Raw genomic sequence first — 16423 nt, 5'->3', positions numbered from 1 at the left:
GTCGTCACCGGCCGACGGCTATGGTGTCCGCATCGTCGGCAATGCCGATGTCCCCACTTTCTCGGCCCGGAACGCTCTCATGACGTGCGACCGCTTCACGCTGCGCTACAACCTCCAGTCGTCCGGCTGGGAACTGGTGGACGATGCCAGCGCGCATGTCCATGCCCGCTTCCAGACGCGCGCCGCCGCGTTGTCGGGCGGGCTGATCGAGTCGCTGTTCGCGGCGCATGGCGGGGTGCTGTGCATCCGCGGATCCGACGGATGCCTCGAATCCGAGCATGCCTATCCGGCGCGCGCGCCGCGGGCCGGCACCTCCGTGCCGGCCTGACCACGGGCGCGGCGCACGGTCCGGGCGCTACGCCGCGGAGCCGGCTGCCGGTCAGCGGACGTGCTGCGCCACCCACGCGGCGTAGCGGTCCATCCACGTCTGCAGGAACTTGCGGCTGCGGTCGTTGAGTCCGCCGGCGTCGTCGAACACGCCGTCGGCCTTGAGGAACACCTCCGGCTGGCCGAGGGTGACGACATCGAGGTAGGCCAGGATCGTGCGCAGGTGCTGCTGCGCCGGCGCTGTGCCGATCGCGCCGACCGATACGCCGACCACGCCGCCGGGCTTGCCGGCCCACGCGTTCTGGCCATACGGCCGCGAGCCATGGTCGAGCGCGTTCTTTAGCACGCCGGGAATCGAGCGGTTGTATTCCGGGGTGACGAACAGCAGGCCGTCGGCATCGGCGATGCGCTGCTTGAACGCCTTGACCGGCGCGGCCGGCGCACCGTCGTCGTCCTGGTTGTACAGCGGCAGCTCGCCGATCCCGACCTGTTCGAAGGCCAGCGATGCGGGGGCCAGGGTCGCCAGCGCGTCGGCCAGCCTGCGGTTGAAGGAATCCTTGCGGAGGCTGCCGACGATCACGGCAATGCGGTGTGCGGACATCGTGGGGGTCCTTTGGGGCGGGGTCGCCCGATATTGCAGCATTGCCGGGGTGGCCGGGCCGTGAGCGGCCGGTGCCGTCAGCGCGGCACGGGCGGATCCTGCGGCCGCGTCGGCGCCGGGGGATCGCGTTGCGGCTGCGGGTCGCGTTCGGGGTCGCCGGGCGTCGGCAGCGGCGGGTCGACCGGGCGGTCGGGCACCGGGTCGTGCATCGGATGCGGGATCGTGCCGGGCACGTCCTTCGACGGCGTGGGCGGGGGCGGCGTGTCGGGCAGGGCGGGGCAGCTCATCGGCGGACTCCGGGGGTACGTGTTGGACCACCCTGCACGGCGGCACCGGCGCCCGGCGTGAAACGCGCACTGCAGGCGGGCGATCCGGTTGCGCACCGCGGGTTCACGGCTTGCGCCCGATCATGCGGTCCGGCCCGACGGAAAGGACGCGATGTGCGCAGGTTCGTGCAGGCATTCGCCGACGGCGCGTTCGGCAGCGCATTGCCGGGTGCGGTGGCCGCGGCGCTGCTGGCCGCACCGCCGCGCTACAACATCGCGGTGCGCAAGCCGGCCGCGGTGATCCTCGACCATGGTGCAGGACTGCAGGTCGAGGACCTGGCCTGGGGACTGGTGCCGCACTGGTCGAAGCTGCCGGAGACGCCGTACACCACCGTGACCGTGCGACTCGCGCGGGCCGCCACCAGCCGCATCTTCCGCCGGCCATGGGAGACGCGGCGCTGCGTGGTGCCGATGTCCGGCTACTACAAATGGGACCGCAGCGGCGCGCGTCCGCATCCGTGGTTCGTGCAGGCCCGCGACGGCCGCGCGCTGTTCGCCGCGGGGCTGTGGGAGCAGTGGGAGCGGGAAGCTCCTGCACTGCTGTCGTTCGCGGTGTTGACCCATCCCAATCCGGCGGTGCCCGCGCCGCTGGTGGCCGACGGGCCGGTATTCCTGCCGGAGGTGCAGGTCGCCGCCTGGATCCAAGGCCCGTCGGCGCCGCTGCGGTTCCTGTCGCGGATGCCGCAACCGGCGCTGGAGGCCTACCCGGTGTCGAAGAGGATCCGCAGCCGCGACGTCGACGACTACACCCTGCTCGAACCGTTGGACCCGGCGGACATCGACGACGGCGCCGATCCGGGGCCCGGTCCCGATGACGACGAAGACGACTGACGCGTCCGTGTGACGACGGCCGGCCGGGTTCGGCGGTATCGTGCCCGCAGCGGCGATCCCGCCGCGTTCCGGAGATGCCGGCATGTCGGATCCATGGCGTATCCCGTTGTTGCTGCCGGCCCTCTTCGCCGCCGGTGCGGCACTGGCGCAGTCCCCGTTGACCGAGGCGCAGACCCGCTACATGGGGGCCTACGTGTTCGACCGGCAGTTGCAGGTCTTCCGCGACTACTGCGCCGGCGACCCGCAGGGTGCGCAGGCGCTCGACGCCGGCATGGCCCGGTTCCAGCAGGCCAACCCGGACTATGCCGCCGCATTGCAGGCGCGCCCGACGGAGGCGGAATTCCTCGCCGGCGTGGCGACGTTCGATGCCCAGTTCGACCAGGTCGCCGCACAGATGCGCCAACAGCTCGCGCAGCAGCCGGCCGGCCCCCAGTGCGCCGCACTGGGGCAGCAGCTCGGCGGGATCAGCTTCCAGGCGCTGCTCGAGGAAGCGGCGCAGCGCGCGGCCGAACTGCAGGCGCCGCCGGCCACGCCCTGAGCGGCGCCGCGGCGCCTCATGCGCATGGGTCAGCCGCGCAGGGCCGCGTGCAGCGGCACGTCCGCGCCCCATGCGGCACGCCCGTCGAGCGCCTGCAGCTCCACCAGCACCGATGCGCCGACGACGTCGCAGCCGATCCGCCGGCACAGCGCCAGCGCCGCGCGCAGGGTGCCGCCGGTGGCCAGCACATCGTCCACCAGCACCACGCGCGCGCCTGCCGGCAGTGCATCGGCATGGATCTCCAGCCGGTCGCTGCCGTACTCGAGCGCGTAGTCGTGCACCTGCGTGCGCGCCGGCAGCTTGCCGGGCTTGCGCACCGGTACGAACCCGGTATGCAGCGCCTGCGCCAGCGCCGCGGCGAAGATGAAGCCGCGCGCCTCGATGCCGACGAACGCCGCCGGCGGTGCCGCGTGCCACGGTGCCGCCATCGTCGCGATCGCGGCGGCGAAGCCGTCGGCATCGGCCAGCACCGGGGTGATGTCCTTGAACACGATGCCGGGTTTGGGGAAGTCGGGAATGTCGCGGATCAGCGACGGCCAGTCGGTCATGTCGGGGCTGCTTCGAAGGGCCGACGATCATCGCCCGCGCGCCGTCGATGCACAAACGTCACCGCATCCGGCGTATGCCATGTCCGATCCGATCGGGAGTCGAGGCATGGCGGCGGCATGGCATGGGTGCGGGACAGGCAGGGCCGTCGCGGCGATGGCGCTGGCGGCGGCACTGGTCGCGACCGCGCCGGCCCGGGCGCGCACGGTGTGGCGCTGCGTGCAGGACGGTACCGTCAGCCTGTCGACCGCACCCGAGCCGGGCTCGAAGTGCGAGGCGCGCGAGATCGACGACAACGCCGTGCAGACGCCGAACCTGTGGGGCGAGATGGGCGTCTTCAGCGGCACCCTGTACGAGCGCGAGCAGGACGGCGTGCTGGTCTACGGCACCCGGCGCCTGCCCGGCGCGCGGGTCTACCTGCGTTTCACCGTGGAGACGCCGCCCGGCGAGCAGGCGCACGCGGGGCTTGGCCGGGTCGGCGCGCCGCGGCTGGAGCCGCACGCGGCCCTCTTCCGCGCCGCGGCGGAGGCGAACGGCCTCGACGAGGCCTGGCTGCGCGCGATCGCCCACGTCGAGAGCGACCTCGACGCAGCCGCACTGTCGTCGCGGGGTGCCATCGGGGTGATGCAGCTGATGCCCGAGGTCATCGCCGACTACGGCGTCACCGATCCGCTGTCGGCGCAGCAGTCGATCTCCGCCGGCGCGCGGCATCTGCGTGCGCTGCTGCGTCGCTACGACGGCGACCGCACGCTGGCGCTGGCCGCCTACAACGCCGGCATCGGTACCGTGGCGCGCTACGACGGGGTGCCGCCATACCGCGAGACGCGCGACTACATCGACAAGGTGCAGACGTTGTATGTGCGCTACCGCGCGGCACTGGGACGTCCGATCGAGCGTCCGGCGCAGTAGCCGGGCTCGGATCCCTGTCGTTGCGAACACGGCGGGTGACCTGTGCCGACCTGCGATGGGCATGCAGGCGCGAACGAAGCGTCTTCCCCGATTCCCGGGATCCCCCGATCGTAGGTCGGGGCAACGCCCCCGACGCCGGGACGCCCGTCGTCAGGCGGTCCCATGACGCCTCGCAAACCCATGGCACCACGCACGTCGGCCGCGTGGGGCCGACCTGCACAGGATCGGCGCGCACGCGTTGCGGCGTGCGGCGGCGTCGGAGAAGGGCCGCGCAGCCGGGTGCTGCGCGGCGATGCGGCTCAGCCCCGCGGCGTCAGCTTCAGCAGGCGGCCGTCCTTGCCGTCCTCGATGACCCACAGCGCGCCGTCCGGTCCCTGGGCGACGTCGCGGATGCGCGCGCCCATCGGGAAGCGCTCGGCCTCGCGCGCGTTGTCTCCATCGATCTCCACGCGCACCAGCGTCTGTCCCGACAGGCCGCCGATGAAGGCGTTGCCGGTCCATTCGGGGAACAGCGTGCCGGAGTAGAACATCAGGCTCGACGGCGAGATCACCGGCGTCCAGGTGATCGCGGGTGCCTTGAACTCGGGGCGGGTGTCGTGATCGGGAATCGGCCGGCCGTCGTAGTGGTTGCCGTTGGAGACCAGCGGATAGCCGTAGTTCTCGCCGCGTACCACGAGGTTGAGTTCGTCGCCGCCGGCCGGCCCCATCTCGACGTCCCACGGCCGGCCCTGCGCGTCGAACGCCAGGCCCAGCGGATTGCGGTGGCCCAGCGACCAGACCTGCGCGGCCACGCCGCCCTGGTCGACGAAGGGATTGTCGTCCGGCACGCTGCCGTCGTCGTTCAGGCGCAGGATCTTGCCGAGGTTGGACTGCATGTCCTGCGCGGGGTCGAACTTCTGCCGGTCGCCCGAGGCGATCCACAGCTTGCCGGCCTCGTCGAAGGCGATGCGGTGCGCGTAGTGGCCATTGCCGCTGACCTTGGGCACCTGTCGCCAGATCACCTCCAGGTCCTGCAGCGTGCCGGCGCCGTCGGCGTCGAAGGCCAGGCGCGCCCGCGCGACCGCCGCGCCGCGGCCGCCGTCGCCGTCTTCGGCGTAGCTCAGGTAGACCAGGTCGTTGTCGGCGAACTGCGGGTGCGGCGTGATGTCGCCGAAGCCGCCCTGGCCGCCATAGCCGACTGCGGGCACGCCGGCGATCTCCTGCTTCGCGCCGCCCGGCAACGTGACCAGCTGCAGGGTGCCCGGCTTCTCGGTGACCAGCAGCCGGCCATCGGGCAGGAAACCCAGCGCCCATGGCTCGTCGAAGCTGGCGACGGCTTCGCTGGCGAACGGCAGTGCCGCCTGTGCGTCGTCCGCGGGATCGGCCGCGGGCGCGGTCTCCTCTTGCGTTGCCGTTGCCGGATCGGCGTCCGCGGACGGCGATGCATTGCCGTTGCAGGCGGACAGCAGCAACAGCGATGCGGCGAGCGAGGTGAGGGTCGGGACGTTGCGGCGCATGCGGTTCTCCAGTGTGCAATCGGGGAAAACCCCAAGTGTTGCACAGGGCGGTCGCAGGACCGGTGCAGCGGCATCGGGAAACGCGCATGTAAACGTTGTGTTCGATTCAGTTTGCACGCAGCCACCGCCACCCGCGCATCCCGTCTCGCCGGTGTCCGTTCCTGCGCGTCATGACGCGCTTCGCGGCTTCGCCATCACATGCAGCAAACAACTGGCTAACCGCAACATGCCCCGTTGTGGTTAAGCGTTCGTAATCGCGGATTTCCCGCGCCCGTGGCGGTTCATTCTGGCCCGTGCAAGGTAGGCCCCGTGCGGAATCCACAGACGAGGATGAAACAACAGCCGCGCGTCAATTCACTCTTGGAGAACAGAACTCATGAAGAATGCACGCAAGCCGCTGGTCGCGATGATGGCCCTGGGTTTCGCCATGGCGACACCGCTGGCATTTGCGCAGGACGCCTCGGTCCCCCAGACCGACCCGACCTACTCGGGTGAAGCGACGACCCAGGCCGAGCCGACCGCGCAGGACACCTATGCGGACGACGCGACTGCGCAGGCGCAGCCGCAGGCCGAGCAGGGACAGGTCACCTGGGCCGACCTGGACGTCGACAGCGACGGCAAGCTCAGCCGCGACGAGGCCGCAGGCCTGCCGGCGCTGGCACAGGTGTTTGACGATGTCGACGCCGACAGCGATGGCTTCGTCACCCCCGAGGAATACCAGGCCTACGTTGCGCGCGCCAACGGCGCCGTGGACGACGATGCGTAAGCAGTCGCCGCGCTGACGGCGCCTGGCCGTCGGCATCCGGGCTGCACAAGGGCGACCTCCGGGTCGCCCTTTTTTGTGGCTCGCCATCCATGGCAGCCACCCGCCGGGCCATCGCTGGTGCGATGTCAAAAACCGTTCCAGACGGTTTTTTGTGGCCTGCCATCCATGGCGGCCACCCTTCGGATCATCGCTGCCGACGGGTGCGGCTGCGCCCGTCCGCCGCTGCCGCGATCCCGCAACGCGGAACCCGCATAATTGCGCGATGAGCGACGGTATCCGACTGGTCGGCTTCGATGCCGACGACACCCTCTGGCGCAGCCAGGATTTCTTCGACGAGGCGCAACTGGAGTTCGAGCGCATCGTCGGCCGTTATGTCGATCTTGCCGACGGACGCGTGGCCGAGGCGCTGTATGCGGTCGAGTCGGCCAACATCGCGGTGTTCGGCTACGGCGTCAAGGGCATGGCGCTGTCGATGATCGAAGCGGCGACGCAGGTCACCGATGCGCGCATCAGCGCGGCCGACCTGCACAGGATCGTCGGCATGGCCAAGTCGCTGCTGCGCCATCCGGTCGAGGTGCTGCCGGGCATCCGCGACGCGGTCGAGGCAATCGCCGCGCGCTTCGAGGTGGTGCTGATCACCAAGGGCGACCTGTTCCACCAGGAGGCGAAGGTGCGCGATTCGGGGCTGTCCGACCTGTTCGGGCGGATCGAGATCGTCAGCGAGAAGGATCCGCCGACCTATGCGCGGGTGCTGTCGGAGTTCGACGCGGACCCGGGCCAGTTCCTGATGATCGGCAATTCGCTGCGCTCCGACATCGCGCCGGTGCTCGCGCTCGGCGGTTGGGGCGTGCACATCCCCTATCACGTCACCTGGGCGCACGAGCGGCACGCCGACATCGTCGACGGCGCCGAGCGCATGCGCCAGGTCGCGTCGCCTGGCGAGTTGCCGGATGCCGTGGAGGCGCTCGCCGGTCTCGCGCGCAGCGCCTGACGCCGCCGCCGCGCATGGCCGGAATTGGCCGCGTGCGCGGGCAATCGGCGTCTCGCAAGTGGAACCGCTTACACCGCATCGCAGGCGGGCCGTGCTTGAACGTCGACTTTACGCGGCGTTGATCGCAGCTTCATGCCGCGGAAAATTGCAGGTCGATTCATCCGTGTCAGGCCATGTTCGGGGGACGGCGCTGCGGTGGCGCCGGCCCTGCGACGGAGATCCGCGATGACGACCACGACCCTTCCCCGATGGCTGCTGCCCGCCGCGCTCGCGACCGGGCTGGCGGCGATGCTGGCCATTCCCGCGCCCGCGCGCGCCAACGACGATCTGGTGCGGGTGATCGTCGACATCGCCGACGTGGTGCTGCGCGACGATGCGGCCTACTACCGCCACGGCAACTACGGGCGCAACGACCGCCTGATCGTGTCGCGCGACCGCTACGGCCGCCCGGTCTACTACCGCACCGTGCCGCGGTACCAGAACGTCCACTACCGGCCCGCACCGCCGCGTTACGCCAGCGGCCATGCCGCCCGCGGCAAGACCAGCTGCGACCGCAGGGGCCGCTGCACGGTGCAGTACTACGACCCGCGCCAGGACCGTTCGAACCGCCGCGACTGGCGGCGCTGATCGCGGTGCGCCGCGCTCCGTGCGCTTGCCGGCGTCCGGTGCCGGCAGCCCGCGGAGCCCGTCGCGCTTTTCTGCTAGCGTGGCGCCATGTCCGCGCCGCTTCCACGTTCCCGTGCCGCCATCGCACTGCTTGCCTGCGGCATCGCGGCCGGTGCCGCCACGGATGTGCTGGCCGCCGATCCGATCGCCTGCGAGCTCACCTTCGCCGCCGACGACTGGTCGCCGCACCGGCAGGCCGCCCATGGCCTAGGCCATGTGCGCTGCGCCGACGGCAGCGAACTGCGGGTGCGGGTCAGCATCAAGGGCGTGGTGCGCGGCGACGCCGGCACGCCGCGGGTACGCGCCGGCGCCGGCAGTTTCACCGGCGTGACCGATCCGCGCGATGTGCTCGGCGGTTATTCAGTGGCACGCGGCGACAGCGGGCCGAACCTGCTGATGCGCAAGGGCGGCGTCACGCTGACCGTGACCGGAACCGGCGACTGGTGGGCCGGCGGCGGACGTCCCGGCAGTCTTGTGATCTCGCCGCGCTGAATACGCGCCGACGGCCGTGGCGTTCCCGGCCTCAGTCGCTGCGGTGATGCGTGTCCCGGTCGCGCGGCGTGGCCTGCAGCGTGTTCTCGGCATCCAGTCCGATGCGCGTGGCGACGCGGTCGAGGGTGACCGCATAGGCGGCCAGGAGAACCGCGGCAATCGCCAGTGCGATCGCCCAGCGGAGCAGGCGACGGGGTTTGCGTGGCGTACCGGTGCTGGCCATGGCACGTCTCCCTTGGGTGCGGCGCGGTAGGCTATCGTCGCCTGCCGCGCGCGACGGCGATGTCGAGGTGTCGCGCGCATCGTCATGGGGCGTTGCCGCAGCGCGTTGCCGTGAGCGTTGTCGTGAACCCCGCCGCCGAGTCCCGAGGACAGCCGCATGTCGAAATCCGCCGCCATCGTCGTGTCGATCGCCATGCTGGCGTCGCCGGCCGTGCGTGCCCAGGACGCCGGCGACGCCGCGCCGCAGATCGCGGAGGTGCCGGCGGACGCCGTGTGGGCACCGCGTACCGGTGACGACTGGCTCGATACCTGGCTGGCCGACATGAACCGCTATGCCGCGCGCCACCACGATGCCTTCGTCGACGAGATCGTCCGTTACCAGGGCGCGCCGCGGGCGCTGGTCGAGGAACTGCTGGTCGAGCAGCGCTGGCAGCCGGCCGACGTCTATCTCGCCTGCGCCACCGCGCTGGCGCTGGGCCGTGCGTGCCGCGAGGTCGCCACCGAGCGGCGCCGCGATGCGGCCGGGGGCTGGGACGAGGCGCTGGCGCGACTGGATGCCGGGGCGGGCTCGGCGCCGCTGCGCCGGGTCCGTCAGGGCGTGGTCGCGAGCTACGACCGCTGGGCGCGGCCGATCACGCTCGATGCGCAGCTGCGCCGGGCCCTGCCGGAGCGCGGCGGCGGCTGAAGCGCCACTGCCACGCCGGCCGTCCAGGCCGGCACCGCGTAGCCGCCGCGGGCCGTCAGCCGATGGCCAGGGTCTTGTTCTTGCGTTCGGCCAGGCGCTTTTCCAGGTAGTGGATGTTCTGGCCGCCGGCGTGGAAGCCTTGGTCGCGCATGATCCGCTGCTGCAGCGGGATGTTGGTGCGGATGCCGTCGACGACCATCTCCGACAGCGCCACGCGCATGCGGCAGATCGCGGTCTCGCGGTCCGGGCCGTGCACGATCAGCTTGCCGATCATCGAGTCGTAGTTCGGCGGCACCGTGTAGCCCTCGTACACGTGCGAGTCCACGCGCACGCCGGGACCGCCGGGCGCGTGGAAATGCTGGATCGTGCCGGGCGAGGGCAGGAAGCTCTCCGGGTCCTCGGCATTGATGCGGCACTCGATCGCGTGGCCGCGCAGCACCACGTCCTGCTGCCGGATCGACAGCTTGTGGCCCGAGGCGATCATCAGCTGTTCGCGCACCAGATCGATGCCGGTGACCATCTCGGTGACCGGGTGCTCGACCTGGATGCGGGTGTTCATCTCGATGAAGTAGAAACGGCCGTTCTCGTACAGGAACTCGAACGTGCCGGCGCCGCGGTAGCCGATGCGGATGCAGGCGTCGACGCAGACCTTGCCGATCGCCGCGCGCTCGACCTCGCTGATGCCCGGCGCCGGCGCTTCCTCGACGACCTTCTGGTGGCGGCGCTGCATCGAGCAGTCGCGCTCGCCCAGGTGGATCGCGTTGCCCTGGCCGTCGGCCAGCACCTGGATCTCGACGTGGCGCGGGTTCTCGAGGAACTTCTCCATGTAGACCATGTCGTTGCCGAACGCGGCCTTGGCTTCCTGCTTGGTCGTGGCGATCGCGTTGACCAGCGCGGCCTCGGTATGGACCACGCGCATGCCGCGGCCGCCGCCGCCGCCCGCGGCCTTGACGATGACCGGGTAGCCGATCTCGCGCGCGATGCGGACGTTGGTCGCCGCGTCGTCGCCGAGCGGGCCGCCGGAGCCGGGCACGCAGGGCACGCCGGCGTCCTTCATCGCCCGGATCGCCTCGACCTTGTCGCCCATCAGGCGGATGGTCTCGGCCTTCGGGCCGATGAAGATGAAGCCGGACTGCTCGACGCGCTCGGCGAAGTCGGCGTTCTCGCTGAGGAAGCCGTAGCCGGGGTGGATCGCCTGCGCGTCGGTGACCTCGGCAGCGGCGATGATCGCCGGCATGTCGAGGTAGCTGCGGTTCGACGGCGGCGGGCCGATGCACACCGACTCGTCGGCCATCGCCACGTGCTTGAGGTTGCGGTCGACGGTGGAATGCACCGCGACCGTGCGGATGCCCAGGGTGTGACACGCGCGCAGGATGCGCAGCGCGATCTCACCGCGATTGGCGATGACGACTTTTTCAAGCATGGGAAATTTCCTTCCTGAGGGGCCAGGGACCAGAGGGCAGAGACCGGGGAATGCGGGACTCTCCCGCTTCTTCCCTGACCCCTGGCCTCCGGTCCCTGGCCTCCGGGCTTAGCCGATCACGAACAGCGGCTGGTCGAACTCGACCGGCTGGCCGCTTTCGCACAGCACGGCGACGACGGTGCCGGCGGTGTCGGCCTCGATCGGGTTGAACATCTTCATCGCCTCGATGATGCCCAGCGTGTCGCCGGCCTTGACCTGCTGGCCGACGGTGACGAACGGCGGCTTGTCCGGTGCCGGCGAGGCATAGAACGTGCCGACCATCGGGGATTTGGTGACCTGGCCGGGCGGCAGTTCGTCGCCGGCGGCCTTCGGCGTGCCGCCGGTGGCGGCCTCGACCGGGGAATTCATCGGCATCACCGGCTCGGCGGCGCGCGGCGCGGCGGCGGGTGCCGGCGCGTAGGCGACCGGGGCGCCGTGGTTCTGCGAGCGCGACAGGCGGACCGACTCCTCGCCCTCCTTGATCTCGATCTCGGTCAGGTTCGACTCCTCGAGCAGGTCGATGAGCTTCTTGATCTTTCTCAGGTCCATGCTGGGCCTCTCGGTTGGGTCGCGCGGTGCGCGAAAGAACGGAAGATGCGGGGGCGGCCGGTGCCGGCGGCGCTCAGGCGCCGGCGTCCCGGCGCAGGAGGGCGAGCGCGGCGTCCAGCGCGTAGCGGTAGCTGTCGGCGCCGAAGCCGCAGATCACGCCGGCCGCCAGGTCGCTGACGTAGCTGGTGTGGCGGAACGGCTCGCGGGCATGCGGGTTGGACAGGTGGATCTCGATGAACGGGATCGCGACCGCCGCCAGCGCGTCGCGGATCGCCACGCTGGTATGGGTGAACGCAGCGGGATTGATCAGGATCACGGCGGTGCCGTCGCCCTGCGCGGCCTGGATGCGGTCGACCAGCACGTGCTCGGCGTTCGACTGCAGGCTCTCGAGCGCGACGCCGGCGGCGCTGGCCGCGTCCTGCAGGATCACGTCGATGTCGGCCAGCGTCGCGTGCCCGTAGACCGCCGGCTCGCGGCTGCCGAGCAGGTTGAGGTTGGGGCCGTGGAGGACGAGGATCCGGGACATCGCGTGCACGCAGCGGAAAGTGCGCGAAGTCTGCGGGATGTCTCCGATGCTGTCCAGTTCGCAGACGTTTGCCGATTTTAAACGGGCGTTTGAGTTTCTCCGCGCGGCGCGGCTAGTCGGCGGCCCAGGCGTCGATCTCGCCATGCGCGAACGGGCCGATCCGCTGCTTCAGCAGGCGCCCGTCGGCCGAGACCAGCACGGTATACGGCAGGATGCCGCGCGGATTGCCCAGGCGCACGCCGGCGTCGGCACTGCCGGGGGCGTCGATGGCGATGCGGTAGCCGACCGGGATCCTGTCGAGGAAGGCGCGCACCGCGTCGGTGTCGTCGAGCGCGATGCCGATCACCTGCACGCCGTTGTCGCCCTGTTCGCGGGCGAAGCGGTCGAGTTCGGGCATTTCCTCGATGCAGGGGCCGCACCAGCTGGCCCACAGGTTGATCAGCACCGGCCGGCCCGCGTAGTCGTCCGGAAGCTGCACCGGCGGACCGTCCAGCGCGGCGACGGTCATCGCCGGCACCCGGCCGCCGCGGCGTGCGACGGCCACGCCGTCGGGCGGCGCCGGGGCGGCGGCGGTGATCGCGTCGTTGTACAGCCGCTGGCCGACCTCGGTGCCCAGCAATGGCCCGGGGCCGCCGACGAACAGGCTGATGAACACGCCCAGCGCGCCGGCCAGCAGTGCGACGACGACGACGGTCAGCGGGCCGAACTTCATGGCGCGGCGGTCGCCGCGCGCAGGGCCTCGACCACGACCGCATCGCCGAGCAGCGGCGGCAGCACCACCCCGTCGCCACCACCGGCCGGATACACCACGTACAGCGGCACGCCGACCGCGCCGTGCGCGTCGAGGAACGCGCCGATCTCCGGGTCGACATTGGTCCAGTCGCCGACCATGTAGGCCGCACCCGCCGCAGCCAGCGCTTCGCGGAACGGCGCCTGCGACAGCACCCGGCGTTCGTTGGCCTTGCAGGTCACGCACCAGTCGGCGGTCATGTTGACGAAGACCGGCGTGCCGGCATCGCGCAGCGCCTGCAGGCGTTCGGCGGAGTAGGCGACGTGCGATGCGTCGGCGGTGGCAGGGGCCGTTGCCGCGGGCGCCAGCCGGGTCACGCCGACGATCGGCAGCACGGTTGCCGCGACCACCAGCGCCAGCGCGAGACCGCGTGCGGTCGCGGCCCCGGTCCAGCGCCGGCGCTCGAACCACCACAGCGCCAGCGCGAACACGGTCAGCCCGGCGAGCAGCAGCGCCATCGCGTCCACGCCGCGTTGCCGGCCCAGCACCCAGGCCAGCCACAGCGCGGTCAGGTACATCGGGAACGCCAGCAACTGCTTCAGCGTCTCCATCCACGCGCCGGGTTTCGGCAGCCGGTCGGCCAGCGCCGGCACCAGCCCGATCAGCAGGAACGGCAGCGCCAGGCCCAGGCCCAGCATCAGGAACACCGCCAGCGCCAGCGGCGCCGACGCAGTGAACGCGAACGCCAGCGCGCCGCCCATGAACGGCGCGATGCAGGGGCTGGCGACCACGCAGGCCAGCACGCCGGTGAAGAAGTCGCCGGCCGGGCCGCTGCGCGCGGCCAGCGACTGGCCGAGGTTGCCGACCCGGCCGCCGAGCGTGAACACGCCCGACAGGCTCAGCCCGACCGCGAACATCAGATAGACCAGCGCCGCGACGAACCACGGCTGCTGCAGCTGGAAACCCCAGCCCAGCGCCTGTCCCGCGGCGCGCAGCGCGACGACCAGCAGGCCGATCGCGGCGAATGCGACCAGCACGCCGGCCGTGTACCACAGCGCATGCCGGCGCGCGCTGGCGCGGCTGCCGCCGCTCTGCGCCAGGCCCAGCACCTTCAGCGACAGGATCGGCAGCACGCACGGCATCAGGTTGAGGACCAGGCCGCCGAGCAGGGCCAGGCCGAGCGCGGCGAACAGGCCGCCGCCGCGGACCGGCGTGGCCGGCGGGCGCGTGCGTGCGGCATTGTCGTCGGCCGCGCTGGCTGCGGACGCCCCGCCGACGTCCGCCGGCGCGGCGTCCGCAGTCCCGGCAGCGGGCGCGGCGGCCGTCGCCCTGTCGCCCGAACCGTCACCGTCATCGGCCATTGCGTCCGCTGTCGGGTCCGGTCCGGCCGCCGGCGGACCGGCATCGCCGCCGGCGATCGCCACGGCCGCTTCGGCCACGCTCTGCACCCGGCCGGCGGGCACCGCGACGCGTACCGAGCGGGTCATCGGCGGGTAGCAGATGCCGTCGGCCTGGCAGCCCTGGAAGGTCGCGACGACGGTGACCTCGGCGGCATCGGCACGGGTGCGCACCAGCGGCAGCGGCACGTCGACCTGGTCGAAATAGACCGTCACCGCGCCGAAGTGCTCGTCGTGATGCGCGGTGCCCGCGGGCCAGCGCGGGCGGCCGGCGCGGATGCCGTCGGCGCCCTCGACGCGCACGCTGTTGCGGTCGCGGTAGAGGTAGTAGCCGCGCGCCGGGGTGAAGCGCAGCAGCAAAGTGTCGCCATCGCCGGCGATGGCCTCGAACGCGAACGCCTGTTCCGCGGGCAGCGCGCTGCCGATGCCGGCGAGCGACGGCGCCGCACCCGGCGCGGCGCCGGACAGGGTCCGGCCCAGTGCCGCGAACCCGCCGTCGCCGGTGTCGGCGGCCGGCGCTGCTGCGGCCGTGGCGTCCGGCAGCGCGACCTGCAGCGTGCGCGTCTGCGGCGGATAGCAGATGCCGGCGTCGGCGCAGCCCTGGTACTTGACCTCCAGCGCCACGCTGCGCGCGTCGGCAGTGGCCTGCCCGGGCAGGGTCGCGACCAGCCGGCCGCGCCAGGTCTCGACTTCGCCGAAGAATTCGTCGACATGCCGGCGGCCATCGGGCAGTTGCAGCGTACCGGCGTCGAACCCGCCGCCGGTCACCCGGACGGCGGTGCGGTGCCGGTAGAGGTAGTAGCCGTCGGCGATCTTCCAGCGGATCTCGATGCGGTCGCGGCTGGTGGCCGTCGCCGACAGCGCCAGCGCCTCGTCCACCGGCAGCACGTCGTCGAACCCGATCGCCAGCGCCGGCAGTACCGGGCACAGCAGCAGTGCGACGGCCGCGAGACGACGCCACCACGCGCCCGCGCCGCCGGCACGGGACCCGGTCCGGCAGGCTGGCAGGGCAGGCGATGGCGATCGAAAGGTGCGGGCGGCCGGGCCGGCGGGGGCGTGCAGGATCATCGCGGCAGTATCGCAGGCCGTCGCGGCCCATGCCGAGCGCCGCCGCACGTGGTTCGGGTGCAGCTCAGGCGCGGGCAGATCGAGCGCCGTCGCGGGACCGTCGTCCGGCGCGCCTTGCCGCGTGGGCCGTTCCGGGGGGGCGTGAACAGGTTCTCAGTCCGGTGCGGGGCCGGTTTCCGCCACCACCCAGTCCAGATACGCCGGCAGGCCGCCGGCGACCGGCAGGGCGACGATCTCGGGCAGCGTGTAGGGATGCAGTTCCCGCAGCCGTAGCGTCAGCGCGTCGATCCGTTCCGTCGTGGTCTTTGCGATCACCAGGACCTCGTCGTCGCTGGTCACCCGGCCTTCCCAGCGGTAGGTCGAGCGCACCGCCGGCAGCACGTTGACGCAGGCGGCGAGCCGCGCCTCGACCAGCGCCTCGGCGATGCGCGACGCGGTGGCCAGGTCGGGACAGGCGCTGAAGCAGACGAGCACGGGCATGGCGCCACGGTACCCGGAGTCGGGGCTTCTCGACAGCGCGTGGACATCGCCGCAGGCAGCCTGCGTGCGGCGAAAGGTGCGTTCCGGTCCTGTGTCGTTCGCTGGCCTGTCCATTATTGAACCGGCCGGTATACTTACTGGATCGTTCTGACCCCTGTCTCCAATGCCGATCCCTGCCGTCCGTCTGGCGCTATGCGCCGCACTTGCCATCTCCGCCCCCCTGCCTGCCCTCGCCCAGAACGTGGTCGATATCGGTGCCGGCGCTTCGGCGACGCGCGAGAACACCACCACCTTCGTCGCCACCCTGGCCTGGCTGCCCGAATGGCGACGCACCGAGCACGGCGTGCTGCGCTGGGAAGTGGGCGGGGTCTACGTGCGTGGCCGCGACAACACCCGCTTCGACCTCGCCGAGGATGCCGGCGTGCTGCATGGGGGCCTGCGCTACGAGCGCGACAACGGCTTCACCGCCGGCTTCGGCGTCGGCGCGCAGTTCGGCAAGACCGATGCGTTGTCGGGCAATCCCCAGTTCGTCAGCACCCTCGGCTGGCGCTGGGACCGCTTCTCGCTGCTGGCCCGCCACATCTCCAATGCCAGCATCAAGCAGCCCAACGACGGCGAGACCATGCTGCTGGCGACCTGGCGTTTCCGCTGACCGGCATCGCGGCGCGCGCAACCGCCGCGCAGGCGGCTTTCGGCCGGGTATCCGGTCAATCATCGTAGGTCGGCCCCACGCGGCCGACGTGCGCGGCGTTGCGGATTCGCGAAAAGTCCCGGCGTCGGTGGCGTCGCCCGACCCCGCGATCGAAGCCACCCGG

The 16423-nt window shown here is 71.6% G+C and carries 21 protein-coding genes; 10 read left to right on the top strand and 11 right to left on the bottom strand.

All coding sequences use genetic code 11. The features are described from left to right. The first annotated feature begins 79 nt into the window (after nucleotides 1-79). Nucleotides 80-328 (top strand): hypothetical protein, encoded by a 249-nt coding sequence (locus LDO26_RS02790; RefSeq protein ID WP_232129549.1) that lies wholly within the window; start codon nucleotides 80-82, stop codon nucleotides 326-328. A 51-nt stretch (nucleotides 329-379) separates the two neighbouring features. On the opposite strand, the gene LDO26_RS02785 is transcribed toward LDO26_RS02790, so the two are convergent. Together LDO26_RS02785 and LDO26_RS02780 are read right to left on the bottom strand one after the other, a co-directional pair. Then, complete coding sequence (locus tag LDO26_RS02785; protein ID WP_232129548.1) at nucleotides 380-928, bottom strand: NADPH-dependent FMN reductase; 549 nt, start codon at nucleotides 926-928, stop codon at nucleotides 380-382. Nucleotides 929-1005: 77 nt separating this feature from the next. Further along, nucleotides 1006-1215, bottom strand: a complete 210-nt coding sequence (locus LDO26_RS02780; protein WP_232129547.1) for a hypothetical protein — start codon at nucleotides 1213-1215, stop codon at nucleotides 1006-1008. Nucleotides 1216-1368: 153 nt separating this feature from the next. Between LDO26_RS02780 and LDO26_RS02775 the strand changes: the two genes are divergently transcribed. Together LDO26_RS02775 and LDO26_RS02770 are read left to right on the top strand one after the other, a co-directional pair. Beyond that, on the top strand, nucleotides 1369-2085 hold the full coding sequence (locus tag LDO26_RS02775; protein ID WP_232129546.1) for an SOS response-associated peptidase: 717 nt from the start codon (nucleotides 1369-1371) through the stop codon (nucleotides 2083-2085). An 82-nt stretch (nucleotides 2086-2167) separates the two neighbouring features. Then, nucleotides 2168-2623 carry a hypothetical protein gene (locus LDO26_RS02770; protein ID WP_232129545.1) on the top strand — a complete coding sequence of 152 codons (456 nt, stop codon included), beginning with the start codon at nucleotides 2168-2170 and terminating at the stop codon, nucleotides 2621-2623. 29 nt (nucleotides 2624-2652) lie between these two features. Here LDO26_RS02770 and LDO26_RS02765 read toward each other — a convergent pair whose 3' ends face one another. Next, nucleotides 2653-3171, bottom strand: a complete 519-nt coding sequence (locus tag LDO26_RS02765) for an adenine phosphoribosyltransferase (RefSeq protein ID WP_232129544.1) — start codon at nucleotides 3169-3171, stop codon at nucleotides 2653-2655. Nucleotides 3172-3325: 154 nt separating this feature from the next. On the opposite strand from LDO26_RS02765, the gene LDO26_RS02760 reads away from it, so the two are divergent. Further along, entirely contained in the window at nucleotides 3326-4078 is a 753-nt protein-coding gene (locus tag LDO26_RS02760; RefSeq protein WP_232129693.1) for a lytic transglycosylase domain-containing protein, read from the top strand. A gap of 299 nt (nucleotides 4079-4377) precedes the next feature. Here LDO26_RS02760 and LDO26_RS02755 read toward each other — a convergent pair whose 3' ends face one another. Next, entirely contained in the window at nucleotides 4378-5574 is a 1197-nt protein-coding gene (locus LDO26_RS02755; RefSeq protein ID WP_232129543.1) for a PQQ-dependent sugar dehydrogenase, read from the bottom strand. A 376-nt stretch (nucleotides 5575-5950) separates the two neighbouring features. Here LDO26_RS02755 and LDO26_RS02750 point away from each other — a divergent pair, with 376 nt between their 5' ends. The 4 genes from LDO26_RS02750 (at nucleotide 5951) to LDO26_RS02735 (ending at nucleotide 8489) form a co-directional block, all read left to right on the top strand. Next, on the top strand, nucleotides 5951-6340 hold the full coding sequence (locus tag LDO26_RS02750; protein ID WP_232129542.1) for an EF-hand domain-containing protein: 390 nt from the start codon (nucleotides 5951-5953) through the stop codon (nucleotides 6338-6340). A 262-nt stretch (nucleotides 6341-6602) separates the two neighbouring features. Further along, complete coding sequence (locus tag LDO26_RS02745) at nucleotides 6603-7331, top strand: HAD family hydrolase (protein ID WP_232129541.1); 729 nt, start codon at nucleotides 6603-6605, stop codon at nucleotides 7329-7331. Nucleotides 7332-7556: 225 nt separating this feature from the next. Further along, nucleotides 7557-7958, top strand: coding sequence for a hypothetical protein (locus LDO26_RS02740; RefSeq protein WP_232129540.1), 402 nt, complete (start codon nucleotides 7557-7559; stop codon nucleotides 7956-7958). Between the two features lie 87 nt (nucleotides 7959-8045). Then, nucleotides 8046-8489 (top strand): hypothetical protein, encoded by a 444-nt coding sequence (locus LDO26_RS02735; RefSeq protein ID WP_232129539.1) that lies wholly within the window; start codon nucleotides 8046-8048, stop codon nucleotides 8487-8489. 31 nt (nucleotides 8490-8520) lie between these two features. Here the strand turns inward: LDO26_RS02735 and LDO26_RS02730 are convergent, their stop codons facing one another. Further along, entirely contained in the window at nucleotides 8521-8712 is a 192-nt protein-coding gene (locus LDO26_RS02730) for a hypothetical protein (RefSeq protein WP_232129538.1), read from the bottom strand. A 156-nt stretch (nucleotides 8713-8868) separates the two neighbouring features. Between LDO26_RS02730 and LDO26_RS02725 the strand changes: the two genes are divergently transcribed. Further along, nucleotides 8869-9396 carry a hypothetical protein gene (locus LDO26_RS02725; protein WP_232129537.1) on the top strand — a complete coding sequence of 176 codons (528 nt, stop codon included), beginning with the start codon at nucleotides 8869-8871 and terminating at the stop codon, nucleotides 9394-9396. Nucleotides 9397-9451: 55 nt separating this feature from the next. Here LDO26_RS02725 and accC read toward each other — a convergent pair whose 3' ends face one another. From accC to cutA, 6 genes are all read right to left on the bottom strand, one after another. Continuing rightward, nucleotides 9452-10819, bottom strand: coding sequence for an acetyl-CoA carboxylase biotin carboxylase subunit (accC, locus tag LDO26_RS02720; protein ID WP_232129536.1), 1368 nt, complete (start codon nucleotides 10817-10819; stop codon nucleotides 9452-9454). Nucleotides 10820-10927: 108 nt separating this feature from the next. Continuing rightward, nucleotides 10928-11407 (bottom strand): acetyl-CoA carboxylase biotin carboxyl carrier protein, encoded by a 480-nt coding sequence (gene accB, locus LDO26_RS02715; RefSeq protein ID WP_232129535.1) that lies wholly within the window; start codon nucleotides 11405-11407, stop codon nucleotides 10928-10930. A 73-nt stretch (nucleotides 11408-11480) separates the two neighbouring features. Continuing rightward, nucleotides 11481-11933 (bottom strand): type II 3-dehydroquinate dehydratase, encoded by a 453-nt coding sequence (gene aroQ / locus LDO26_RS02710; RefSeq protein ID WP_232129534.1) that lies wholly within the window; start codon nucleotides 11931-11933, stop codon nucleotides 11481-11483. 112 nt (nucleotides 11934-12045) lie between these two features. After that, nucleotides 12046-12645 (bottom strand): TlpA family protein disulfide reductase, encoded by a 600-nt coding sequence (locus LDO26_RS02705; RefSeq protein ID WP_232129533.1) that lies wholly within the window; start codon nucleotides 12643-12645, stop codon nucleotides 12046-12048. Then, a complete protein-coding gene (locus LDO26_RS02700) occupies nucleotides 12642-15128 on the bottom strand; it encodes a protein-disulfide reductase DsbD family protein (protein WP_232129532.1) in 2487 nt (828 codons plus the stop codon). Before LDO26_RS02700 ends, LDO26_RS02705 begins: the two co-directional genes overlap by 4 nt. A gap of 153 nt (nucleotides 15129-15281) precedes the next feature. Continuing rightward, a complete protein-coding gene (gene cutA, locus LDO26_RS02695; RefSeq protein WP_232129531.1) occupies nucleotides 15282-15608 on the bottom strand; it encodes a divalent-cation tolerance protein CutA in 327 nt (108 codons plus the stop codon). Nucleotides 15609-15771: 163 nt separating this feature from the next. On the opposite strand from cutA, the gene LDO26_RS02690 reads away from it, so the two are divergent. Further along, on the top strand, nucleotides 15772-16260 hold the full coding sequence (locus tag LDO26_RS02690) for an acyloxyacyl hydrolase (RefSeq protein WP_232129530.1): 489 nt from the start codon (nucleotides 15772-15774) through the stop codon (nucleotides 16258-16260). Nucleotides 16261-16423 lie beyond the last annotated feature (163 nt).

The organism is Proluteimonas luteida, from assembly GCF_021191695.1.
Lineage (GTDB): Bacteria > Pseudomonadota > Gammaproteobacteria > Xanthomonadales > Xanthomonadaceae > Luteimonas > Luteimonas luteida.
Note: the sequence above shows the minus strand (reverse complement) of the source record. Positions and strands in the feature narration are given on the sequence as shown.